Annotated in this window: 22 protein-coding genes; 3 read left to right on the plus strand and 19 right to left on the minus strand. The window is 60.6% G+C overall.

What is annotated here, in order from left to right:
* Positions 1-31: 31 nt before the first annotated feature.
* The 5 genes from AB6803_RS07110 to dusB all read right to left on the minus strand — a co-directional run bounded on the left by AB6803_RS07110 (position 32) and on the right by dusB (position 7,570).
* Positions 32-1,396: a sigma-54-dependent transcriptional regulator gene (locus tag AB6803_RS07110; RefSeq protein WP_371108213.1), complete on the minus strand. Its 1,365-nt coding sequence runs from the start codon at positions 1,394-1,396 to the stop codon at positions 32-34.
* Entirely contained in the window at positions 1,386-3,659 is a 2,274-nt protein-coding gene (locus AB6803_RS07115; protein ID WP_371108214.1) for an ATP-binding protein, read from the minus strand. Before AB6803_RS07115 ends, AB6803_RS07110 begins: the two co-directional genes overlap by 11 nt.
* Before the next feature lie 283 nt (positions 3,660-3,942).
* Positions 3,943-5,394 carry a nitrogen regulation protein NR(I) gene (ntrC, locus tag AB6803_RS07120; RefSeq protein ID WP_153365688.1) on the minus strand — a complete coding sequence of 484 codons (1,452 nt, stop codon included), beginning with the start codon at positions 5,392-5,394 and terminating at the stop codon, positions 3,943-3,945.
* Positions 5,391-6,548: a nitrogen regulation protein NR(II) gene (locus AB6803_RS07125; RefSeq protein ID WP_371108215.1), complete on the minus strand. Its 1,158-nt coding sequence runs from the start codon at positions 6,546-6,548 to the stop codon at positions 5,391-5,393. Before AB6803_RS07125 ends, ntrC begins: the two co-directional genes overlap by 4 nt.
* Complete coding sequence (gene dusB / locus AB6803_RS07130) at positions 6,545-7,570, minus strand: tRNA dihydrouridine synthase DusB (RefSeq protein ID WP_371108216.1); 1,026 nt, start codon at positions 7,568-7,570, stop codon at positions 6,545-6,547. Before dusB ends, AB6803_RS07125 begins: the two co-directional genes overlap by 4 nt.
* A gap of 225 nt (positions 7,571-7,795) precedes the next feature.
* On the opposite strand from dusB, the gene AB6803_RS07135 reads away from it, so the two are divergent.
* Positions 7,796-9,016, plus strand: a complete 1,221-nt coding sequence (locus AB6803_RS07135; RefSeq protein WP_371108217.1) for a bifunctional 2-C-methyl-D-erythritol 4-phosphate cytidylyltransferase/2-C-methyl-D-erythritol 2,4-cyclodiphosphate synthase — start codon at positions 7,796-7,798, stop codon at positions 9,014-9,016.
* Positions 9,013-9,513: a CinA family protein gene (locus AB6803_RS07140; RefSeq protein ID WP_371108218.1), complete on the plus strand. Its 501-nt coding sequence runs from the start codon at positions 9,013-9,015 to the stop codon at positions 9,511-9,513. Before AB6803_RS07135 ends, AB6803_RS07140 begins: the two co-directional genes overlap by 4 nt.
* Here AB6803_RS07140 and AB6803_RS07145 read toward each other — a convergent pair.
* The 4 genes from AB6803_RS07145 to AB6803_RS07160 are packed head-to-tail and all read right to left on the minus strand — an operon-like array spanning position 9,504 to position 11,774.
* The gene (locus AB6803_RS07145; protein ID WP_371108219.1) at positions 9,504-9,947 is read right to left on the minus strand and encodes a type II toxin-antitoxin system RatA family toxin; all 444 of its coding nucleotides are present in this window, start codon (positions 9,945-9,947) and stop codon (positions 9,504-9,506) included. The genes AB6803_RS07140 and AB6803_RS07145 overlap by 10 nt on opposite strands.
* A 9-nt stretch (positions 9,948-9,956) precedes the next feature.
* Positions 9,957-10,523: an AAA family ATPase gene (locus AB6803_RS07150; RefSeq protein ID WP_371108220.1), complete on the minus strand. Its 567-nt coding sequence runs from the start codon at positions 10,521-10,523 to the stop codon at positions 9,957-9,959.
* Positions 10,524-10,574: 51 nt separating this feature from the next.
* Positions 10,575-11,168, minus strand: coding sequence for an AAA family ATPase (locus tag AB6803_RS07155; protein WP_371108221.1), 594 nt, complete (start codon positions 11,166-11,168; stop codon positions 10,575-10,577).
* Between the two features lie 12 nt (positions 11,169-11,180).
* The gene (locus AB6803_RS07160) at positions 11,181-11,774 is read right to left on the minus strand and encodes an AAA family ATPase (RefSeq protein ID WP_371108222.1); all 594 of its coding nucleotides are present in this window, start codon (positions 11,772-11,774) and stop codon (positions 11,181-11,183) included.
* 143 nt (positions 11,775-11,917) lie between these two features.
* Here AB6803_RS07160 and AB6803_RS07165 point away from each other — a divergent pair, with 143 nt between their 5' ends.
* The gene (locus AB6803_RS07165) at positions 11,918-12,292 is read left to right on the plus strand and encodes a VOC family protein (RefSeq protein ID WP_371108223.1); all 375 of its coding nucleotides are present in this window, start codon (positions 11,918-11,920) and stop codon (positions 12,290-12,292) included.
* A 38-nt stretch (positions 12,293-12,330) separates the two neighbouring features.
* Here AB6803_RS07165 and lipA read toward each other — a convergent pair whose 3' ends face one another.
* The 10 genes from lipA to eno all read right to left on the minus strand — a co-directional run bounded on the left by lipA (position 12,331) and on the right by eno (position 21,851).
* Positions 12,331-13,302: a lipoyl synthase gene (lipA, locus tag AB6803_RS07170; RefSeq protein WP_174162709.1), complete on the minus strand. Its 972-nt coding sequence runs from the start codon at positions 13,300-13,302 to the stop codon at positions 12,331-12,333.
* 36 nt (positions 13,303-13,338) lie between these two features.
* Positions 13,339-13,587, minus strand: a complete 249-nt coding sequence (locus tag AB6803_RS07175) for a GlsB/YeaQ/YmgE family stress response membrane protein (protein WP_047454741.1) — start codon at positions 13,585-13,587, stop codon at positions 13,339-13,341.
* Positions 13,588-13,600: 13 nt separating this feature from the next.
* Positions 13,601-13,858 carry a GlsB/YeaQ/YmgE family stress response membrane protein gene (locus AB6803_RS07180; protein WP_371108224.1) on the minus strand — a complete coding sequence of 86 codons (258 nt, stop codon included), beginning with the start codon at positions 13,856-13,858 and terminating at the stop codon, positions 13,601-13,603.
* Between the two features lie 55 nt (positions 13,859-13,913).
* Positions 13,914-15,359 carry a dihydrolipoyl dehydrogenase gene (gene lpdA, locus AB6803_RS07185; RefSeq protein ID WP_371108225.1) on the minus strand — a complete coding sequence of 482 codons (1,446 nt, stop codon included), beginning with the start codon at positions 15,357-15,359 and terminating at the stop codon, positions 13,914-13,916.
* A gap of 54 nt (positions 15,360-15,413) precedes the next feature.
* Positions 15,414-16,055: an SGNH/GDSL hydrolase family protein gene (locus AB6803_RS07190; RefSeq protein ID WP_371108226.1), complete on the minus strand. Its 642-nt coding sequence runs from the start codon at positions 16,053-16,055 to the stop codon at positions 15,414-15,416.
* 25 nt (positions 16,056-16,080) lie between these two features.
* Positions 16,081-17,409, minus strand: a complete 1,329-nt coding sequence (locus tag AB6803_RS07195) for a pyruvate dehydrogenase complex dihydrolipoamide acetyltransferase (RefSeq protein WP_371108227.1) — start codon at positions 17,407-17,409, stop codon at positions 16,081-16,083.
* A gap of 15 nt (positions 17,410-17,424) precedes the next feature.
* Complete coding sequence (locus tag AB6803_RS07200; protein WP_371108228.1) at positions 17,425-18,801, minus strand: pyruvate dehydrogenase complex E1 component subunit beta; 1,377 nt, start codon at positions 18,799-18,801, stop codon at positions 17,425-17,427.
* A gap of 18 nt (positions 18,802-18,819) precedes the next feature.
* Complete coding sequence (gene pdhA, locus AB6803_RS07205; protein ID WP_371108229.1) at positions 18,820-19,863, minus strand: pyruvate dehydrogenase (acetyl-transferring) E1 component subunit alpha; 1,044 nt, start codon at positions 19,861-19,863, stop codon at positions 18,820-18,822.
* A gap of 157 nt (positions 19,864-20,020) precedes the next feature.
* Positions 20,021-20,332 carry a septum formation initiator family protein gene (locus tag AB6803_RS07210; protein WP_153365702.1) on the minus strand — a complete coding sequence of 104 codons (312 nt, stop codon included), beginning with the start codon at positions 20,330-20,332 and terminating at the stop codon, positions 20,021-20,023.
* 244 nt (positions 20,333-20,576) lie between these two features.
* A complete protein-coding gene (gene eno, locus AB6803_RS07215) occupies positions 20,577-21,851 on the minus strand; it encodes a phosphopyruvate hydratase (RefSeq protein ID WP_153365703.1) in 1,275 nt (424 codons plus the stop codon).
* Positions 21,852-21,868 lie beyond the last annotated feature (17 nt).

Genomic DNA, 21,868 nt, shown 5'->3' on the forward strand with positions numbered 1-21,868 from the left:
GCGACAGATTGTTGCACCCGCACGAACCGCATCAGACACCGAGCGACTTCAGCTTGCGATGCAGCGCCGAGCGCTCCATGCCGACGAATTCCGCGGTGCGCGAGATATTGCCGCCGAAGCGATTGATCTGCGCAATCAGATAGTCGCGCTCGAACATTTCGCGGGCTTCGCGCAGCGGCAGCGTCATGATGTGATAGTCGTTCTTGGCGGAGACTTTCGGCAGCATGTCGCCGAGATCGGTCGGCAGCATTTCCGCCGTGATCGGCGTATCCGGACCATCGGTACGCGCGAGAATCATTAGCCGTTCGATATTGTTGCGCAGCTGACGAATATTGCCAGGCCAATCATGGGCCTGCAGCACTGCCATGGCATCGTCGCCGATCCGGCGCGACCGAATACCGGCCTGCTCTGAAATCTGCCGCATCAGCTGGTCGACGAGGAAAGGAATGTCCTCGCGCCGCTCGGCAAGCGCCGGCACGCGCACGGGCACCACGGCAAGCCGGTGGTAGAGATCCTCGCGGAATAGGCTCTCGGCGATCCGGCTTTCCAGATTGTAGGCGGTGGACGAGATGATGCGGACATCGACCTTGACCCGCTTGGAGCCGCCGACGCGCTCGAACTGCTGATCCACCAGCACGCGCAGGATCTTGTTCTGCGTCTCGCGCGGCATTTCGCCGACTTCATCGAGATAGAGGATGCCGCGATGCGACTCTTCCAGCGCGCCGGTCTTGCGCGGCTGGCCGGGTGACCCCTCCGTACCGAACAGGGCGATTTCCATCCGTTCGGGCGTAATCGTTGCGGCATTCAGCGCCACGAAAGGCCCATTGGCGCGTGCCGACTTCTTGTGGATCATGCGCGCCACAAGCTCCTTGCCGGAGCCGGAAGGGCCGAAGATCATCACGCGGCTGTTGGTCGGAGCGACCTTGTCGATGGTCTGGCGAAGCTGGGAAACGGCAACCGAGGTGCCGATCAGCTCGATGGCATCGCCGGTGCGGCGCTTCAGTTCCGAGACTTCGCGCTTCAGCTTGGAATTCTCCAAGGCGCGCTCGGCGATCAGGATCAACCGGTCGGCCTTGAACGGCTTCTCGATGAAATCGAAGGCGCCGCGCTTGATGGCGGAGACGGCGGTTTCGACGTTGCCGTGACCGGAGATCATCACGACCGGCAGGTCCGGATGACGCGCCTTGATCTCGTCCAGCAGCGCAAGCCCGTCGAGCTTGCTGCCCTGCATCCAGATATCGAGGAAGATCAGCCTGGGTGCCCGATCGGAGATCGCCGCGAGCGCGCTGTCGCTGTCATGGGCGGTGCGGGTCTCATGCCCCTCATCCGAAAGAATTCCCGAAACGATTTCGCGAATGTCTTCCTCGTCGTCCACCACGAGAATATCAGATGCCATAAACGCTTTCCTTGTCACTTGCTGTCTGGGCGACGATGGCTTGCTCACGGCGCGGCAGATGCACGCGGATCATGGCCCCCCTGCCCTGGTCGAAATCGGCGGGAGCATCGTGCAGTTCGAGCTGCCCGCCGTGGTCTTCAATGATCTTCTTGACGATGGCGAGCCCAAGGCCTGTGCCCTTCTCGCGCATCGTCATATAGGGTTCGAGAATGCTGTGCCGGTTCTCGACCGGCAGGCCACGGCCATTGTCGACAATATCGACAGTAAAGCGGTCGCGCTCGGCATCCAGCGAGGCGCGCACGAGGATTTTCGGCTCCTCGCGGGTCTCGCCACTCGGCACGCCATCGATCGCCTCGACAGCATTCTTGATGAGATTGCCGAAGGCCTGGCCAAGCATGCGCGTGTCGAACATGCCCTCCAGCCGTTCGTCGCCGAGTTCACGCTCGAACTTGACATGGCTATTGCCCATTTCGCGCAGGAACACGGCGTCACGCAGGATATCGCGCAGGTCACTCGGTTCCATGGTCGGCTTCGGCATGCGGGCGAAAGACGAGAATTCGTCGACCATGCGGCCGATGTCACCGACCTGGCGGATGATCGTATCGGTGCATTGATCGAAGACGGGGCGGTCAGCTTCAGCGATATTCTTGCCGAAGCGGCGGCGAATGCGCTCGGCGGAGAGCTGGATCGGCGTCAGCGGGTTCTTGATCTCGTGCGCGATGCGGCGAGCAACGTCCGCCCAGGCCGTCGAGCGCTGGGCGATGACGAGATCGGTGATGTCGTCGAGCGTGATGACGTAGGATTCGTTGGTATCGCGGGTTTCCTCACGCGTCACCTGCACGCTGAGCGTGCGCACCGTGCCACCGCGCACGAGACTGATCTGCTTGCGGAAATCATTGCGATGCCGCGTCGTGGCCTCGGTTATGACCTGCTCGACCTCAGGGGCGATCTCGGCCAGGTTCTTGCCGACGAGTTCTTCGCTCTTCAAGGACAGAAGTTCTTCGGCAGACGTGTTGGCAATGGTGATGCGCCGGTCGTGTTCGACGCCGATAACGGCTGCGGTCACGCCGGAAAGCACCGCTTCGATGAAGCGGCGGCGGTCATCAACCTCGTCCTTGGCTTCGAGGATTTCGTCGCGCTGAGTGCGAATCTCGGAAATCATCTTGTTGAAGGTACGCGACAGGCTGCCGACGTCGCCATCGGCGGCACGCACCGGCACCAGCACATTCATGTTGCCGGAGGCGACGTTGTCAGCGGCGCTGATCAGCAGCCGGATCGGCCGTACGATGCGGTCGGCCACCGCGATTGCGGTCCAGATTGCAGCCAGAAGCACGATCAGGGCAAACCCGATGTAGAGCACGGCGAAGGCGATCTGGAGAGACATGCGCCCCTCTTCCATCGCCTTGTATTCGGCCGTGTTGTCCTCGACCATGCGCATGGCATTCATGACGCGCGGATCAACGGCGCGCACCGTATAGAGGAAGGCGCCGGGAAGCTCGTCAAGCTTGATGATCGCACCGACAAGATTGGTGACACCGGGCGGGATGAGCGTCGGCTGGCCATCGGCCGAGGCGTCGAGCGCGTCCTTCGGGATTGCCGGCAGCGGACGCTCGGTCTTGATATCGGCCTGGACGATCGCCGTGCCGTCGCGGCGCACCAGGAAGGCGCCGAGCATGCCGCGGCCCTTGGCCTGCCTGGTCATCAGATCGGCGAAACCAGTGCGGTCGAGACTGTATAGCGAGCGGTTGCGTTCCAGATCGTTCGCCATGGACACGGTCTGGCCCTGAAGATAGCTGGCATTCTCCATCAGATAGGCCTGCGCGACGTTCTGCGAGGAACTGATGATCTGCTGCGTGCGCAATGCGAACCAGCGGTCGAGGCCGACATTGAGTGTCAGACTGGCGACAATGGCGACGAGGATCGCAGGGGTGATCGCCACGATGGAAAAGAGAACGACAATGCGGATATGCAGTCGCGCGGCGGCGCGGCCACGGCTGCGCGCCTTCACGAGACGCCCGACTTCGCGACCGATCAGGGCGATCAGCCCCAGAACGAACAGGCCGTTGATCACGACGGAGGTAAAGACGACGGAGGATGTGGGGGCAATGGGCGTCAGCCCCAGAAGCACCAGAAGCGTAGCAACCGCGCACGACAACGCACCACCGGCCAGGATCAGGCCAGGAAGAGCGAAGGACGCACGACGGTCCGTCACCTTGACAACCGCCTCGTCGCTCGCCGCCGACGACACCGCGTCCTGCTTCATTCCCAATATCTCCAGGCGCAGGCGACGGTCGGCGCCTCAGCCTAATTGCAATCAGCACTGTTTTGGCGGCAGAGCGCAGCAGGCAAAGGCGGCATTGCCACCCGGTTTCGCATCAACGCGAAACCCCTACTCAAAATTATCGATACAACGGTTTGAAACTTCTGAACAATTATTATTTGCGCAGGAGTTTTTCCGATGAATCGCTACCGCAAAAACCGCGAACCGGCTGCGTGACCTTTAAGCAACGCATTGTGGCGAAAATGCAACGCATCCGATAACGTTGTCAAGCCGTGCGGGAGCTCCGATAAACGGAAACACCCAGTTCTCTGATCTTTTTGCGCAGCGTATTGCGGTTGAGGCCGAGCAGATCGGCGGCTTTGATCTGATTGCCACGGGTGGCGGTCAGCGCGGCGAGGATCAGCGGGTACTCCATCTCGGTCAGCACCCGATCATAGAGACCGGGTGGTGGCAGGTTGTCGCCGAAGCTGGAAAAATAGCTGCGCATATTCTCCTCGACCGCCTGGGCGATGGTCATGGTACCGGTCCGCACCGGCCCCTTTTCGATCGGGCTATCGGGCACATCGGCGCGCAATTCCGAATCGATGATTTCGCGGGTGATGACATCCTGCGGATAGAGCGCCATCAGCCGGCGGATGAGGTTTTCGAGCTCGCGCACGTTACCCGGCCAAGGATAGGCCTTCATCAACTCCAGCGCTTCCTGATCGAACCGCTTGGATCCTAGCCCCTCCTTTTCCGCCTGCGTCACGAAATGACGGACCAAATCCGGAATATCCTCGGCACGGTCGCGCAGCGGCGGCAGGCGCAGCGGCACGACGTTGAGGCGGTAATAGAGATCCTCGCGGAACAGGCCCTGGTTGATCGCCTGTTTCAGATCCTTGTTGGTGGCGGCAACGATGCGGACATCGGTGCGGATCGGTGTGCGACCGCCGACCGTCGTATATTCACCCTGCTGGAGCACGCGCAGAAGGCGCGTTTGCGCGTCCATCGGCATGTCGCCGATTTCGTCGAGAAACAGCGTGCCGCCCTCGGCCTGCTCGAAGCGGCCGGTTGAGCGCGTCTGCGCGCCGGTGAAGGCGCCCTTCTCATGGCCGAACAATTCCGATTCGATCAAGTCGCGCGGGATGGCTGCCATGTTGATGGCGACGAAGGGACCATTGCGGCGCTTGCCGTAGTCATGCAGCGCGCGGGCGACAAGCTCCTTGCCGGTGCCGGATTCGCCGGTGATCATCAGCGTCAGGTCGGTCTGCATCAGACGCGCCAGCACGCGGTAGATTTCCTGCATGGCGGCGGAGCGGCCGACCAGCGGCATGCCGTCCTGCATGTCGTCGTCGAGCTTGGCGGGCTTACGCTTGGGCTCCGACAGCGCTCGGCCGATGATGGCAATCAGCTCCGTCAGGTCGAACGGCTTCGGCAGATAGTCGTAGGCGCCCTTTTCCGAGGCCTTGATCGCCGTCATGAAGGTGTTTTGCGCACTCATGACCAGGACAGGCAGTTCCGGCCGCGCCTTCTTGATGCGCGGCAGAAGGTCGAAGGCATTTTCGTCAGGCATGACGACGTCGGTAACGACGAGGTCGCCTTCGCCGGCGGAAACCCAACGCCAGAGCGTCGCGGCGTTGGATGTGATGCGCACATCGTAACCGGCGCGGCTCAAGGCCTGATTAAGCACGGTACGGATGGCTGCATCGTCGTCGGCGACAAGGATCGTGGCTGTCATCGAGTAGTCCCTGTAGAGTTCGGAAAGGGGGCGTCTTCAAGTGTGATGCCTTTGGAGGCCGGCATCAGAACCCGGAAAGTGGTGCGATGGTTCTGGCTGTCGCATTCGACAATGCCGCCATGGTCACCGATGATCTTGGCCACAAGCGCCAGGCCAAGACCGGTTCCGTTTGTCTTCGTGGTGATGAACGGGTCGAAGAGATGCGGTACGAGATCGGTTGGCACGCCTGGACCGTTGTCGATCACGCAGAATTCGAGCGGCAGCGAGATTTTCTCGCGCGTTCCGGCGACGGAAAGGCGGATACCCGGGCGATAGGCGGTCGTCAGCATGATCTCGCCATCCGGCTTATCGCCGATGGCTTCGGCGGCATTCTTCACCAGATTGAGGAATATCTGCACGAGCTGGTCCCTGTTGGCATAGACCGCCGGCAAGGATGGGTCGTAGTTTTCGCTGAACTTGATGTTGCGTGCAAAGCCAGCCTTGGCGACGGCCTTCACATGATCGAGAACGGAGTGGATATTGACCGGGACGCGATCGATCGGACGTTCGTCGGAAAAGACCTCCATGCGGTCGACCAGCGAAACGATACGGTCGGTCTCGTCACAAATCAGCCGCGTCAGCGCGCGATCGTCGTCCTCTACCGACTGCTCCAGCAACTGGGCAGCGCCGCGAATGCCGGAGAGCGGGTTCTTGATCTCATGCGCCAGCATCGAGGCAAGGCCAGTCACCGAGCGGGCGGCAGCGCGATGCGTCAACTGCCGGTCGATCTTGTCGGCCATGGATCGTTCCTGGAACACGACCACCACGGAGCCGGGATCGCTCGAAACCGGTGCGACATAGATATCCACCAGCTTGTCCTGACCGAGACGCGGCGAACTCAGATCCACGCGATATTCATTCACCGGCGCACGACGTTCGCGCACCTGATCGATCAGCGCCAGCAAAGGGCTTCCGAAGGGAATGAAGGCGGAAATCTCGTAGCGCGCCAGATGCGAGGCGCTGGCGCCGAAGAAGGCCTCGGCCTCCCAATTGGCAAAGGCGATCAGGCCGGCCTCGTTGACCATAACGACCGGATTCTGGATCGCGTTGAGAACCGCCATGGCCACGGCGCCGCCCGTATGCTCAGCACCGCCGGGATTGGATTTCGAGCTCATGCGGCCTCCTGGAGGCTTCGGCCAGGATCGGACCCGGCCTGTAGCGCCGCATGCAACAAGGCGGCCGCCTCTTGGCTGTCTTTCGAAGTCATGATTCTTGCCTTTTCAGCGCCAATGGTGGTGGGAGCGTAACGGTCCAGATACCAGCCGAGATGTTTGCGGGCATGACGAATACCGACGGCCTCGCCATAGAAATCCAGCATCATCCGGTAGTGTTCGAGGGCGATATCGGCGATCTCACCACGATCCGGCGCGCGATAACCGGCAAGCACGCCCGCATGCCAGGGCCGCCCCTGACAACCGCGCCCGACCATGACGGCATCGGCGCCGGAGCGGCGAAGTATCTCGCTCGCGTCTTCCGGCGTATCGACATCGCCATTGGCAACGAGCGGAATGGAAATGACATCGCGCACGGCGCGGATCGCATCCCAATCCGCCCTGCCCTCATAAAACTGCATGCGCGTGCGGCCGTGGATCGTCACGAGCTGGATGCCGGCCTCTTCGGCGCGGCGCGCGATATGCGGCGCGTTGATGGAATTTTCATCCCAGCCGAGCCGCATCTTCAGCGTCACGGGGACATCGACCGCCTTGACGGTCGCCTCGATCAAGCCCAGCGCATGATCCGGATCGCGCATCAGGGCCGAGCCGGAATAGCCGCCGATCACCTTCTTGGCAGGACAGCCCATGTTGATGTCGATGATATCGGCGCCGTTGTCGGCAGCGATCTTTGCCGCTTCCGCCATCCAATGCGCCTCGCGTCCGGCCAGCTGCACCATATGCGGCTTCAGCCCTGCACTCTTCAGACGCGCCCAGGATTCGGCCGTGTCCTGCACCAATTCACGGCTCGCGACCATCTCGGTCACGACCAGGCCGGCCCCATAGCGCAGAGCCAACTGCCGGAACGGCAAATCGGTGACCCCCGACATCGGCGCGAGGATCACGCGATTGCGGATGGGCACTGGACCGATGGAAAATGAGGCTGCAAGCTCAGGTGGAAGCAAATGATTATCTTTCAGGCACACAGTACATCTGCACTATTTTTAGACATTCTCAAGGGGCTTGCCAAGAGGTTTCGGAGAATGTTGATATTTTTTGGGCAAATGCTGGAAAATACCCATTCGAGGCGATAGACCCTGCTGTAGCAAGATCCTGCTTTGGCGATCTTCTTAGCATGATCTTGTCCAGAAAACCGCTTCGCACTTTTTTGGGGATCATGCTGGAGCGGAGCCTTTCATCCCCGGGGGTTTATGACGCAAATGCACTCAACGCAACCGATGTCGATCGGAATCGTGATCGTTGCTGCCGGGCGCGGTGAGCGGGCTGGATCGCCCGAGGAAGGCCCGAAGCAGTATCGCGCGGTCGGCGGCAGGCCGGTTATTGCGCATACGCTTGAAAAATTCGTGACATGGCCGCAAACGGCAAAGATCGTGATCGTCATTCACCGCGACGACGAGACATTGCTGCGCTCGGCGCTGGAGACGATTGCCGATTCGTCCGACGTCGCGATCGCATTCGGCGGCGCCACACGCCAGCAATCGGTGCTTGCGGGGCTGCGGCAGCTGGAAAAGACCGGCGTCACCCATGTCATGATCCATGACGCCGTCCGCCCCTTCTTCGATCACGATCTGCTCGATCGTGTCGCTGCAGCGCTTGCCGCCGGAGCGCCCGCCGTGTTGCCGGCCATGCCGGTGACGGATACGCTGAAGCGGGCGGGCTCGGATGCGCTGGTGACGGAAACCGTGCCGCGCGCCGGGCTCTATGCCGCGCAAACGCCACAGTCTTTTCGGCTGGCCGATATTCTGGTGGCACATGAGAAGGCTGCTGCTGGTAACAAGACGGATTTCACCGACGACGCGGCGATTGCCGAATGGGCCGGCCTGCCAGTGACGCTGGTTGCCGGCAGCGCGGATAATGTCAAACTGACGATCAAGAGGGATATCGCCATGGCCGATGAAAAGCTTTCCGCCGGCCTGCTGCCGGATGTGCGTACCGGCAACGGCTATGATGTCCACCAGCTCGAACCGGGTGATGGCGTGACGCTCTGCGGCGTCTTCATTCCGCATGACCAGACGCTCAAGGGCCATTCCGACGCCGATGTCGCGCTGCATGCGCTGACCGACGCCCTGCTCGCCACCTGCGGCGCCGGCGACATCGGCGACCACTTCCCGCCCTCCGATCCGCAATGGAGGGGCGCGCCGTCGCGCATCTTTATCGAGCATGCCGCAAAGATCGTCCGCGATCATGGCGGCACGATCATGAATGCCGATGTCTCGCTGATCGCCGAGGCGCCGAAGGTCGGGCCACATCGCGAAGCCATGCGCGCCAAGCTCTCGGAATTTTTAGGGATCAGCCTCGAGCGTTGTTCGGTGAAGGCAACCACTAATGAGAAGATCGGCTTCGTCGGCCGCCGCGAGGGCATTGCCGCCATCGCCACGGCAACAGTCGTCTATCGCGGCGGCAAGCCATGAGCCATTTCCCGGATGACATTCTGGCACTTGCGCGCGGCATCGTCAGCGACTTCGCAATGAAGGGCCGGATGATCGCCACGGCGGAATCCTGCACCGGCGGGCTGATTGCCGGCGCGCTGACGGACATTCCGGGTTCCTCGGCAGTCGTCGACCGTGGCTTCGTCACCTATACGAACACGGCGAAGATGGAGATGCTTGGCGTTCAGGAACAGACGCTCGAGCAGTTCGGCGCCGTATCGAAGGAGACCGCCCTGCAGATGGTGCATGGCGCCCTCTTCCGTTCGCACGCCGACTTTGCCGTCGCAGTGACCGGCATTGCCGGACCGGGCGGCGGATCGGCGGACAAGCCGGTTGGCCTGGTGCACCTCGCCGCCAAGGCACGCACGGGCGGCCTCATCCATCGTGAGATGCGTTACGGCGATATCGGCCGCGACAAAGTTCGCCTTGCCACGGTGCAGACGGCATTGGAAATGCTCATCGCGCTCGATCAGGCGTAGATCTTGCCGGCCCGCGTCTCGAAGGCATCCGTGAACATGCGGAAGGCGCGATCGAACATCGAGCCCATCAACGCGCCGAGAATGCGGCTCTTGAACTCATAATCGATGAAGAAGTCGATGACGCTGCCGTTTTCAGTCGGCTGGAAGCGCCAGCGATTGTCGAGATACTTGAACGGCCCGTCGATATATTTCACATCGATCGCCCGCTCCGCCTTGTTGAGCAGCACCTGTGTCGTGAAGGTCTCGCGGATCGCCTTGTAGCCGACGGTCATGTCCGCAACCAGCAAGATCTTGCCGTCGCGCTCCTTGCGATTGCGGATCACCAGGGCATCGCAGAGCGGCAGGAATTCCGGATAGCGCTCGACATCGGCGACGAGGTCGAACATCTGGTCAGGCGTGTGCGGGACGGGGCGGTGCGTTTCAAACTGTGGCATGAGCCGCAATTAAGCAGGACCGCCCAGAAGATCAAGAAGCTGACGCATTTCACCGCGGGATTTTAGCTGGAAAACAGGGACGTCAGGGCCGTGTTGTGCGAGGCCCGCCAGCACTTTGGGTGCAAATTTGCGTTCCCAATCCCAAATATAGCGCAGGAACTCCCAATGGATGCGCTCGGGGCAACCCGACGCCATGTCTGGACGGGACCGTCCAAACCACCGCACAACTCTCGACAGTGCTCCCCACATGCACAACCAGCGCGGCATTCGCACCCAAAGAACAAGCTGTGTGCGCGGCAATCTCAGATCAAAGCTTGATGGCGCCGTTCCATCGATCAGCCAGCGCTCCTCGGCAACCTTTGCGGCGATCAGAGCACGTTCCTCCGCCTTGTCTCTCTTGACCCAACCCGGCAGCCAGAAAAACTCACGATCCATCGAGACGTAAGGCAGATTCAGGCGAGCGACGACTTTCTGTGCCAGAGTTGACTTACCTCCCCCGGAACATCCCATGATGAGAATACGGTCGACGGTCCTAAGACGAGCGACCGCTTCAGCTATGCTGTTCAATTCCTTCATGTTTCGTCTCCCATACCTAGCCGCATACGGCACTGTGGAGCTTGGCTGCAATCAAGCAGAAGCCGCAAGCAGATCGAGAAGCTCACGCATCTGCCGGCGGCTGTTCAGTTGGAAAACCGGGACGTCCGGGCCCTGTTCGACGAGGCCAGAGACGACTCGAGGCGTAAATTTTTCCTCGAACGTCCAGATGAAGCGCAGGAATTCCCAGTCGACTTTCTCGTTGCAGCCTGGCGCCATTTCCGGGCGTGTGCGGCCGACCCATTTGACCCAGCGGGAGACGGCACCCCAGATACAAATCAGCCGCGGCATCCGCACCCAGATGACCAGATCGGTTCGCGGCAGACGTATGTCGAAGGTGGAGGGATTCGTGCCGTCCATGATCCACCGATCGCCCTGCACTTTTGAGACGATGATGGCGCGTTGCTCGTCCTTTCCGCGCTGAAGCCAGCCCGGCAGCCACAGCACGTCGCGATCGATCGACACATAGTCAAGGCCGAAGCGGGCAGCGATCTTGAGCGAAAGCGTCGACTTGCCGCCGCCGGAGCAGCCCATCACGAGAATGCGATTCGCCCGGCGAATATGATCTGCCGCCTGGGCGAGATCCTGTATTTCCCGGCGCAACGCAGGCATCGTCATCTGATCCATGGTAGCTCCGTTTTAAATCCTGGTTTGCAGGCGTGCCAGCAATTCCGCGCCATCGCGATGGGATTTCAGCGTCAAAACAGGCACATGCTGGCCGTGCAGCGCCAGCATTTCCTGAAACTGCGGCGCTTCGTTACGCTCGAAAGTCCAGATGTAATGCAGGAATTTCCAGTCCAAACGCTCGGGACATCCGGCCGCCATCTCGGGCCTTGAGCGGCTCCTATAACGCAGCCAGCGCGAGACGACGCCGCGCAATGCCACGTACCGCGGAGGTCGTAGCCATATGACGATCTCGGCGCGCGGCAACCGCAACGGCAAGGTGCCGGGGCTATTGCCGTCCATGATCCAACGTGGCCCGGCCACCGCCTGCTCGATCCGCGAGATCGCCTCGGCGCGCGGACGTGACTTCCAACCCGGCAACCAGAAGATATCGCGATCCATGGACATGTAAGTCAGCTGGCGCAATGAGGCTATCGCCTGCGCCAGTGTGCTCTTGCCGGTGCCGGAGCAGCCTATGACAAGGATACGGTTCGCCTCTTTGATAAGCGCAGTCGCCTCTTCGATATCAATGGCACGGACATGCGCCTGCGGCGCGACGATCTGCTCCACGGTACAGCTCCATAGTCGAATCGAAAGTGCCGGCACCGGCAACAAACGGCGGGCATGTTTCCTAAATCAAACGGATGACGATCATATGGCGAAGCAAGCGAAAACCGTGGTAGCATCCCTTAGCCAGATCGAGGAGCAGCGCAATGGCGATGGTGCGGTACATAGTCGAGGATGTCGAAACGGCAGCGGCATTCTATCTGAAGCATTTCGGCTTTACGCTAAAACAACAGTTCGGACCGGCAATGGCGATTCTGACGCGGGACGACCTCACATTGTGGCTTGCAGGCCCGATGGCGTCGGCTTCCCGGCCAATGCCGGATGGCCGCAAGCCTGAACCGGGCGGCTGGAACCGGTTCGTGCTTGAGATCCAAGGAGAGTTGCCTGCGCTCGTTTCCACTCTGCGCGAACATGGTATTCATTTCCGCAACGACATCCTAGAGGGACCAGGCGGACGACAAATCCTCTGCGAAGACCCGTCCGGCAACGCGATCGAATTATTCGAACCCAAAAGTTCCTGAGATCTCCGCGCTCTCCTGAGGACGTTGAGACTGTTCTCCTATTCCGCCGCTAGCAGAACCTTCTTCTCGCGCGCCGCACGCAGGCGGGCGAAGTCGTCGCCGGCATGGTGGGACGAGCGCGTCAGCGGGCTGGAGGCGACCATCAGGAAGCCCTTGGTGTAGGCAACAGTCTCATAGGACTTGAACTCTTCGGGGGTGACGAAGCTCATGACCTGATGATGCTTGCGGGTCGGCTGCAGGTACTGGCCGATCGTCAGGAAATCGACGTCCGCTGTCCGCAGGTCGTCCATCAGTTGCAGCACTTCGTTGCGCTCTTCGCCGAGGCCGACCATGATGCCGGACTTGGTGAACATGGTCGGATCGAGTTCCTTGACCCGCTGCAAAAGCCGGACCGAGTGGAAGTAACGCGCGCCGGGACGCACCGTCAGGTAGTTTCCGGGTACTGTTTCCATATTGTGATTGAAGACGTCTGGCTTGGCGGCCACGACGCGCTCCAGCGCGCCGGGCTTCTTCAGGAAGTCGGGCGTCAGGATTTCGATCGTCGTCATCGGTGAAGCGGCGCGGATCGCCCAGATCACCTTTTCGAAGTGTTCGGCACCGCCGTCCGCCAGGTCGTCGCGGTCGACGGAGGTGATGACGACGTGGCTGAGGCCCATTTCCTTGACGGCCTTGGCGATGTTTTCAGGCTCGGCCATATCGAGCGCATTCGGCTTGCCAGTGGCGACATTGCAGAAGGCGCAGGCGCGCGTACAGATCTCGCCCATGATCATGAAGGTGGCGTGCTTCTTCTCCCAGCACTCGCCGATATTCGGGCAGCCTGCCTCCTCGCAGACCGTGACGAGCTTGTGCTCCTTCACAATCGAGCGTGTCTCGGCATAGCCCTTCGATGTCGGCGCCTTGACGCGGATCCAGTCGGGCTTGCGCAGAACTTCCGTGTCCGGCCGATGTGCCTTTTCCGGGTGCCTTACGCGCTTTGCGTCTGGATTGATCCTGTCGAGAATCGTGACCATGAAACGTCTACTTTCCGCCGCTTGTCCGCGGCCCATTCATCGCCGGGCGAATTTGGCGAGGAATATCAGAATGCATGCACCAATGAAACCGGTGACGAAAAAACCAAACCTTCCGCCGGGTACGCCGACGTGCAGCCCCGCGAGAATGGCGGCTGCGACCACCGAACCGGCAATGCCGAGGACGATGTTGAGAATGACGCCATACCGCACCTCCATCAGCTTACCCGCGAGCCAACCCGCAAGACCACCGATGATAACCAGACCTAACCAGCCGATACCTTCCATCGAATCTTCGCCTTTAAGCTATCAATCTTGCAAATAGCACCACGACAATCGCGCCCACGGTCGCGTGAATAATCTCGACCACCAGCGGGCTCTCAATTCCCAGCGAGATCCCGAACCAGTTGAACAGGAACCCGCCAACGAAAGCACCGATCACGCCGCTGACCAGGCAACCGATCAAACCACCGCCGCCGCCAACGATCAGGCTGGCGAGAAACCCCGCCAACAGACCGATCAAAAGAAAGACGACCCAAGCTTCCGTACCGATAGACATGATGATTTCCTTTGCAATTTTCCACCCTCAGCATAGAGGGCGTGCAAGGAAATTATCAAGCGTTCAGTACACGGCCGTATGCGTCCAGCACGGCTTCCTTCATCGATTCCGAAACGGTCGGATGCGGGAAGATCGTATGCATCAGCTCCTCTTCCGTCGTCTCCAGGTTCATGGCGACGACAAAGCCCTGGATCAGTTCGGTGACTTCAGCGCCGACCATGTGCGCGCCGAGCAGCTCACCGGTCTTCTTGTCGAAGATGACCTTGACCATGCCCTGATCTTCGCCGAGCGCGATCGCCTTGCCGTTGGCGACGAAGGAGAAGCGGCCGACGCGGATATCGCGGCCCTGCTCCTTGGCCTTGGCTTCCGTCAGGCCGACGGAGGCGACCTGCGGATTGCAATAGGTGCAGCCTGGAACCTTGCTCTTGTCGGTCGGATGCACGTTCGGCAGGCCGGCGATCTTCTCAATGCAGACAACACCTTCATGCTCGGCCTTGTGCGCCAGCATCGGCGGGCCGGCGACATCGCCGATCGCGTAGATGCCCGGCACGTTCGTCTTGCCGTAGCCGTCGATGACGACGCAGCCGCGATCAGTCTTCACGCCGAGCGCTTCGAGACCGAGATTTTCGATATTGCCCTGCACGCCGACGGCGGAGATCATGCGATCGGCAACGATCTGCTGCACCTTGCCATCTTCGGTCTCTACATGGGCGGTGATGCTGTTCGCACCCTTCTCGACCTTGGTGACCTTCGCCTTGGTGATGATCTTCAGGCCGCGCTTTTCGAGCTGCTTGCGGGCGATGCCGGAGATTTCGGCGTCTTCGACCGGCATGATGGTCGGCATGACCTCGACGACGGTGACGTCGACGCCCATGGAGCGATAGAAGCTGGCGAATTCGATGCCGATGGCGCCCGAGCCCATGACCAGCAGCGACTTCGGCAGGAAATCCGGCTTCAGCGCTTCAAAATAGGTCCAGATCAGCTTGCCATCCGGCTCGATGCCCGGCAGAGCGCGCGGACGGGCGCCGGTGGCGACGATGATGTGCTTGGCGGTGTAGGTGCCCTCGCCCTTGACGTTCTTAGGCAACGGATGCTGCGGCTCGACGACGGGCTTGGTCGACTTGCCGACGACGATTTCTCCGGGCTTGGTGATCTTGGCTTCGCCCCAGATCACGTCGACCTTGTTCTTTTTCATCAGAAAGCCGACACCGGTGTTGAGGCGGGCGGAAACGCCGCGCGAACGGGCGACGACTGCCTTTACATCGGCGCTCACCTTGCCCTCGAGAACAAGTCCATAATCCTTCAGATGGTTGGAATGGTCGAGAATTTCGGCCGAGCGGAGCAGCGCCTTGGTCGGGATGCAGCCCCAATTGAGGCAGATGCCGCCCAGGTGCTCGCGTTCGACGATCGCCGTCTTCAGGCCAAGCTGACCGGCGCGCACGGCGGCGACATAACCGCCCGGACCGGAACCGATGATGATGACGTCGTAATTCTCAGCCATGTGTTTCCTGCCTTTTTGGTGGCGGCCGGTAAAGCGTCAGCCTGCCTTGAATTGTTAGATACCCAGCATCATCCGCACGATCGACTCCAGGCCGCGACCGAGCGCCCGGGTGTTTTCCGCATCGAGATGCACGCCGTCGAGCGGCGTTGTTACTGCAACCGAAGCGCCGTCGAAAAAGCCGCAGCCTTCCTCGTCGGCAAGATCACGGTAAAGCGTGGCCAGCTTGCCTGACTCTTCGACCCCGCCAAGGAAACTCGACGCGAAAGCCGCATTGGCTGTTTCGGTGATGACAGGCGGCGCAACAATCAGAATATCGGGGACCTCATGATCGAAACCCCATGTATGATTGCGCACGAGCTGGATCAACCGCCGCACACCCTGCATCGCCGCGAAAGCGGGACCTGCAACAACCGGCTTCATGTCGTTGGTGCCGAGCATGATGATGACGAGATCGAGCGGCGCATGCGTCTGCAGGATCGTCGGCAAAACCCTTGCGCCATTGCGGTCGCAATCGGCAAGATGATCATCGAAAGCGGTCGTACGGCCGTTCAGCCCTTCCGGGATGACGCGGGCCTGATCGCCGAGCGCCTTTTGCAGCACGCTCGGCCACCGATCTTCGAAGGCATGACGACCGATCGTCTCGGCGTTATAGCCCCATGTGAGCGAGTCGCCATAACACAGAACGGTCTTGGTCATTCATGCCTCCGTTTGACGACAAGGCTCAGACGAGCATCCCCATCGGGTTTTCGATGTAGCCCTTGAAGGCACCCAGGAGTTCGGCGCCAAGCGCACCGTCGACAGCGCGATGGTCGGTCGACAGCGTGACGCTCATCACCGTGGCAACGACCATTTCGCCCTTCCTGACAATCACCCGCTGCTCGCCCGCGCCGACGGCGAGGATGGTCGCATGCGGCGGATTGACGACAGCGGCGAAGTTCTTGACGCCCATCATGCCCATGTTGGACACGGCAGTGGTGCCGCCTTGATATTCCTCGGGCTTCAGCTTGCGCTCCTTGGCGCGCTTGCCGTAGTCCTTCATCTCGTTGGAGATGGCAGACAGGGTCTTCAGCTCGGCGCTGCGAATGATCGGCGTGATCAGGCCGCCCGGGATGGAAACGGCAACGCCGACATCGGCATGCTTGTGCTTGACCATGTTGCTGTCGGTCCAGGAGACGTTCGCATCCGGCACGTCGCGCAGAGCCAGTGCCAGGGCCTTGATGACCATGTCGTTGACAGAGAGCTTGTAGGCCGGAACGCCGTCCTTTGACTTCGGAGCGGCATCATTGAGCTGCGTGCGCAGCGCCAGCAATGCATCCAGCTCGCAATCAACGGTGACGTAGAAATGCGGGATGGTCTGCTTGGATTCCTGCAGGCGCTTGGCAATGGTCTTGCGCATGCCGTCATGCGGCACGAGTTCATAGGAACCGGGCTCGAACAGCTTGAGAACGGCGTCTTCCGATTGGCCCTTTGCCAAAGCGGGTGCCGAGGCAGCCGCGGGCTGGGCAGCCGGAGTGGCCTTGGCAACACCGCCGCCGGCAGCAGCGGCTTCGATGTCCTTCTTGATCACCCGGCCATGCGGGCCGGAGCCGACGAGCGCGGTCAGATCGATGCCGGCGTCCTTAGCAAGACGACGGGCTAGCGGCGACGCGAAAGTGCGCTGACCATCCGTTGCTGCCGGAGCCGAAGCCACGGCAGGAGCGCTCGACGCCACCGGAGCAGGCGTTGCCGCAGGAGCCGGAGCAGCTTCAGCCTTTGGCGCAGCGGCCGGAGCCGCACCAGCGCCGGAAGCAGCCGCTGCAACATCCTCGCCTTCGCCGGCCAGAACCGCGATCAGCGCATTGACCTTGACGCCTTCGGTCCCGGCGGGAACGAGGATCTTGGCAACCGTGCCTTCATCGACGGCTTCGACTTCCATCGTCGCCTTGTCAGTTTCGATCTCGGCGATGACGTCACCGGACTTGATCTTGTCGCCTTCCTTGACCAGCCACTTGGCGAGGTTGCCCTCCTCCATGGTTGGCGAGAGGGCAGGCATGGTGATGTTGATAGGCATCGAAAAGCCCTCCCCTTATTTGTAGCAAACGGCTTTCACCGCATCGACCACTTCGCCGACATTCGGAAGCGCCAGCTTCTCGAGGTTGGCGGCGTAGGGCATGGGAACATCCTTGCCGGCAATCGTCAGGATCGGCGCATCGAGATAGTCGAAGGCCTGCTGCATGACGCGGGTGGCGATTTCCGTGCCGACGGAGGACTGCGGATAGCCTTCCTCGACGGTGACCAGACGGCCGGTCTTCTTGACGGATTCGATAACCGTCGGCAGGTCCATCGGACGGATGGTGCGCAGATCGATCAGCTCGACATCGATACCCAAGGCTTCCAGCTCGGCAACCGCCTTGATGGAATAGCTCATGCCGATGCCGAACGAGACGACCGTCACGTCCTTGCCGGTGCGATGGATGCGGGCCTTACCGATCGGAAGAACGAAATTATCGAGCTTTGGCACATCGAAGTGCTGGCCGTAGAGAATTTCGTTTTCAAGGAAGACGACCGGGTTCGGATCGCGGATAGCTGCCTTCAGCAGGCCCTTGGCGTCGGCTGCCGAATAGGGCATCACGACCTTGAGGCCGGGGATCTGGCTATACCAGGCCGCATAGTCCTGGCTGTGCTGAGCGCCGACGCGGGCTGCAGCACCATTCGGGCCACGGAACACGATCGGAGCGCCCATCTGGCCACCCGACATGTAAAGCGTCTTGGCGGCGGAGTTGATGATCTGGTCGATCGCCTGCATGGCGAAATTGAAGGTCATGAACTCGATGATCGGACGAAGGCCGGCCATGGCAGCACCGACGCCGACGCCGGCAAAGCCGTGTTCGGTGATCGGGGTGTCGATAACGCGGCGAGGACCGAATTCCTGCAGCAGGCCCTGAGTGACCTTGTAGGCGCCCTGGTATTCGGCGACTTCTTCACCCATGACGAAAACGTCAGGGTTGGCGCGCATTTCCTCGGCCATGGCGTCGCGCAGTGCTTCGCGCACCGTCATCGACACCATTTCCGTGCCGGCCGGGATTTCCGGATCGGCAGGAGCAGCAGCCTTCGGCTGTGCCGGAACGGGCGCCGGAGCAGCAGCGGCTGCCGGTGCTTCGGTCTTGACCGGTTCGGCAGCCGGAGCAGCCTTGGCGCTGGAGATGTCGGACGCGGATTCACCGTCCTGCAGCAGGATGGCGATCTTGGCGTTGACCTTGACGCCTTCGGTGCCGGCTTCCACCAGCAGCTTGCCGATGATGCCTTCGTCAACGGCTTCCACTTCCATAGTGGCCTTGTCGGTTTCGATTTCCGCAATGACGTCGCCGGAGGTAACCTTGTCACCTTCCTGCTTCAGCCATTTGGAAAGAGTGCCCTCTTCCATCGTCGGAGAAAGGGCGGGCATGAGAATATCGATGGGCATGGTTCTTCCCTCCCCGATTTAGAGCAGAATGTCGGTGTAGAGCTCGGATGCATCCGGCTCCGGATCGGCCTGGGCGAAATCGGCACTGTCGGCGACGATGTCGCGGACGTCCTTGTCGATCACCTTCAGGTCGTCTTCCGACGCCCAACCCTTGTCCAGAAGACGGACACGAACCTGCTCGATCGGATCATGCTCGGAGCGCATCTTCTGCACTTCATCCTTGGAGCGATACTTGGCCGGATCCGACATGGAATGGCCGCGGTAACGGTAGGTCAGCATTTCCAGAATGATCGGACCCTTGCCGGAACGGCAATATTCGACCGCTTCGTCAGCAGCTGCCTTGACGGCACGAACGTCCATGGCGTCGACCTGGATGCCCGGGATGCCGAAGGAGGCGCCGCGCTTGGAGAAGTCGGGCTGCGCGGTGGCGCGCGCCGTCGACGTACCCATGGCGTAGCGGTTGTTCTCGATCACGTAGATCACCGGCAGCTTCCAGAGCTGCGCCATGTTGAAGCTTTCGTAGACCTGGCCCTGGTTGGCAGCGCCGTCGCCGAAATAGGCGACGCTGACGCTGTCATTGCCGCGATACCAGTTAGCAAAGCCGAGACCGGTGCCGAGCGAGACCTGCGCGCCGACGATGCCGTGGCCGCCGTAAAAATTCTTTTCCTTGGAGAACATGTGCATGGAGCCGCCCTTCCCTCGGGAATAGCCGCCCTTGCGTCCGGTGAGCTCGGCCATAACGCCGCGGGCGCTCATGCCTGTTGCCAGCATGTGACCATGGTCACGATAGCCGGTGATGACCTGGTCGCCATCCTTCAGGGCCATCTGCATGCCGACAACGACAGCTTCCTGGCCGATATAAAGGTGACAGAAACCGCCGATGAAGCCCATACCGTAGAGCTGGCCAGCCTTCTCTTCGAAGCGGCGGATCAGCAGCATCTCACGATAGGCACTCAGTTCCGCATCGCGGTCAAATTCCGCGATTGCGCCGCCATTGGTTTCTTTGGCAGGCCTCGATGCTGTCTTGCGGCTGGAAACGGACGCGGATTTACGTGGCGCCATTCAACCCTCCCTGTGTGAGTAGCCTCGTTTTATAGTGTGGCGTAACATAGGGAAGATTGTCCGCCACAGCAATGCTATAATTGCATGGCTCATATTCATCGTAAGCTATTGTTATAGCTTAAAAAAATACAATTAACTTGAATTCGGTTAATTGCGGCTATTTGTTGAAAATGACGATTTCGTCGGCCCTAGAATAGGTCAGCTGATAGCGCGCATATTGATCAAGCATATCCTTATCCAGCGAGCCGTCGCTCAGCAGCGCCACGGCCTTTTCAAGGTGCTCGCGCTTGGCAACGAGATCGGCAAGTTCCTTGCTGCGATCGATGCGACGCTGTTCGAAAACCTCGGTGGCCTTCAGACCATAATCGCCATGAATACAGTGATAGCCGAAATAGCTGACAAAGGCGATCGTGATGGCGGGAAGGACGAAACGACCGAATCTTCTCTTCTTATGATATTTTGTCCACATACTCGCCCGCTCGAAACGCCCTACGGAGTATGATCCCGAACCTTGGGTCCGCGCAGCGCAAATGCGAAGCGGGTTTCCGGATAAGATCATGCCAAATCAAACATCTATGACGACTCTAGCCGGTAGAGATTAACCATCCGTTGACTCTAACGTTTCGCCAACGAAAAACCGCGCCCGAAGGCGCGGTTCAAGACATCATAGACTTTCGAGCCGGTCCGGATCATTTGTCCGAGCCAAGCCCTAATCAGCCGCGAAGAATGGAGGTACCGGCGTACTTTGCCTGCGGGCCGAGGCCTTCTTCAATGCGGATCAGCTGATTGTACTTGGCGAGACGATCGGAGCGCGACAGCGAGCCGGTCTTGATCTGACCGCAGTTGGTGGCAACTGCGAGATCGGCGATGGTCGAGTCTTCGGTTTCGCCGGAACGGTGCGACATGACGGCCGTGTAGTTGGCCTTATGCGCGGTTTCGACGGCGTCGAGCGTTTCCGTCAGCGTGCCGATCTGGTTGACCTTGACGAGGATGGAGTTGGCAACACCCATGCGGATGCCGTCGCGCAGGCGAGCCGAATTGGTGACGAACAAGTCGTCGCCGACGAGCTGCGTCTTCTTGCCGATCAGATCGGTGAGCGCCTTCCAGCCTTCCCAATCGTCTTCAGCCATGCCGTCTTCGATCGAAACGATCGGGTACTTGGCGGCAAGTTCGGCAAGGTATTCAGCCATGGCGCCGGGTTCCAGCGTGCGGCCTTCGCCTTCCAGCACGTATTTTCCGTCCTTGAAGAACTCGGTCGAAGCGCAATCGAGGCCGAGAGCAACCTCTTCGCCTGGCTTGTAGCCGGCCTTTTCGATCGACTTCATGATGAAGTCGAGGGCAGCAGGAGCGCTGGAGAGCCCAGGTGCAAAGCCGCCTTCGTCACCGACATTGGTGTTGTGGCCCTGGGACGCCAGTTCCTTCTTGAGGACGTGGAAGATTTCCGAGCCAATACGCACGGCGTCACGGAAAGTGTCCGCGCCGACCGGCAGAATCATGAATTCCTGGAAATCGATCGGATTGTCGGCATGGGCGCCGCCGTTGATGATGTTCATCATCGGAACCGGCAGCAGGCGAGCGTGAGCACCGCCGACATAGCGGTAGAGCGGCAGGTTCGCACTCTGGGCAGCAGCCTTGGCAACGGCGAGCGATACGCCGAGGATGGCGTTGGCGCCGATGCGCGACTTGTTCGGCGTGCCGTCAAGTTCGATCATGATGTCGTCGATCTGGATCTGGTTTTCAGCGTCCATGCCGCCGATCGCATCGAAGATCTCGGTATTGACGGCCTCGACGGCCTTTTCGACACCCTTGCCGTGATAGCGCTTACCGCCGTCACGAAGCTCGACGGCTTCATGCGCGCCGGTCGAGGCACCCGACGGAACCGCTGCACGGCCCAGGCTGCCATCTTCGAGGTAGACATCGACTTCAACAGTCGGATTGCCACGGCTGTCGAGAATCTCGCGGGCGATAATGTCGGTGATTGCGGTCATGATAGCTTCCTGCTCGC

It is taken from the genome of Rhizobium sp. RCC_161_2 (assembly GCF_041355235.1).
Classification (GTDB): domain Bacteria; phylum Pseudomonadota; class Alphaproteobacteria; order Rhizobiales; family Rhizobiaceae; genus Rhizobium.

Coding starts and splice junctions, on each gene's coding strand:
- AB6803_RS07110 (WP_371108213.1), bottom strand. CDS start 1,396: ATGGCATCTGATATTCTCGTGGTGGACGACGAGGAAGACATTCGCGAA.
- AB6803_RS07115 (WP_371108214.1), bottom strand. CDS start 3,659: ATGAAGCAGGACGCGGTGTCGTCGGCGGCGAGCGACGAGGCGGTTGTC.
- ntrC (WP_153365688.1), bottom strand. CDS start 5,394: ATGACAGCCACGATCCTTGTCGCCGACGACGATGCAGCCATCCGTACC.
- AB6803_RS07125 (WP_371108215.1), bottom strand. CDS start 6,548: ATGAGCTCGAAATCCAATCCCGGCGGTGCTGAGCATACGGGCGGCGCC.
- AB6803_RS07135 (WP_371108217.1), top strand. CDS start 7,796: ATGACGCAAATGCACTCAACGCAACCGATGTCGATCGGAATCGTGATC.
- AB6803_RS07140 (WP_371108218.1), top strand. CDS start 9,013: ATGAGCCATTTCCCGGATGACATTCTGGCACTTGCGCGCGGCATCGTC.
- AB6803_RS07145 (WP_371108219.1), bottom strand. CDS start 9,947: ATGCCACAGTTTGAAACGCACCGCCCCGTCCCGCACACGCCTGACCAG.
- AB6803_RS07150 (WP_371108220.1), bottom strand. CDS start 10,523: ATGAAGGAATTGAACAGCATAGCTGAAGCGGTCGCTCGTCTTAGGACC.
- AB6803_RS07155 (WP_371108221.1), bottom strand. CDS start 11,168: ATGGATCAGATGACGATGCCTGCGTTGCGCCGGGAAATACAGGATCTC.
- AB6803_RS07165 (WP_371108223.1), top strand. CDS start 11,918: ATGGCGATGGTGCGGTACATAGTCGAGGATGTCGAAACGGCAGCGGCA.
- lipA (WP_174162709.1), bottom strand. CDS start 13,302: ATGGTCACGATTCTCGACAGGATCAATCCAGACGCAAAGCGCGTAAGG.
- AB6803_RS07175 (WP_047454741.1), bottom strand. CDS start 13,587: ATGGAAGGTATCGGCTGGTTAGGTCTGGTTATCATCGGTGGTCTTGCG.
- AB6803_RS07180 (WP_371108224.1), bottom strand. CDS start 13,858: ATGTCTATCGGTACGGAAGCTTGGGTCGTCTTTCTTTTGATCGGTCTG.
- lpdA (WP_371108225.1), bottom strand. CDS start 15,359: ATGGCTGAGAATTACGACGTCATCATCATCGGTTCCGGTCCGGGCGGT.
- AB6803_RS07190 (WP_371108226.1), bottom strand. CDS start 16,055: ATGACCAAGACCGTTCTGTGTTATGGCGACTCGCTCACATGGGGCTAT.
- AB6803_RS07195 (WP_371108227.1), bottom strand. CDS start 17,409: ATGCCTATCAACATCACCATGCCTGCCCTCTCGCCAACCATGGAGGAG.
- AB6803_RS07200 (WP_371108228.1), bottom strand. CDS start 18,801: ATGCCCATCGATATTCTCATGCCCGCCCTTTCTCCGACGATGGAAGAG.
- pdhA (WP_371108229.1), bottom strand. CDS start 19,863: ATGGCGCCACGTAAATCCGCGTCCGTTTCCAGCCGCAAGACAGCATCG.
- AB6803_RS07210 (WP_153365702.1), bottom strand. CDS start 20,332: ATGTGGACAAAATATCATAAGAAGAGAAGATTCGGTCGTTTCGTCCTT.
- eno (WP_153365703.1), bottom strand. CDS start 21,851: ATGACCGCAATCACCGACATTATCGCCCGCGAGATTCTCGACAGCCGT.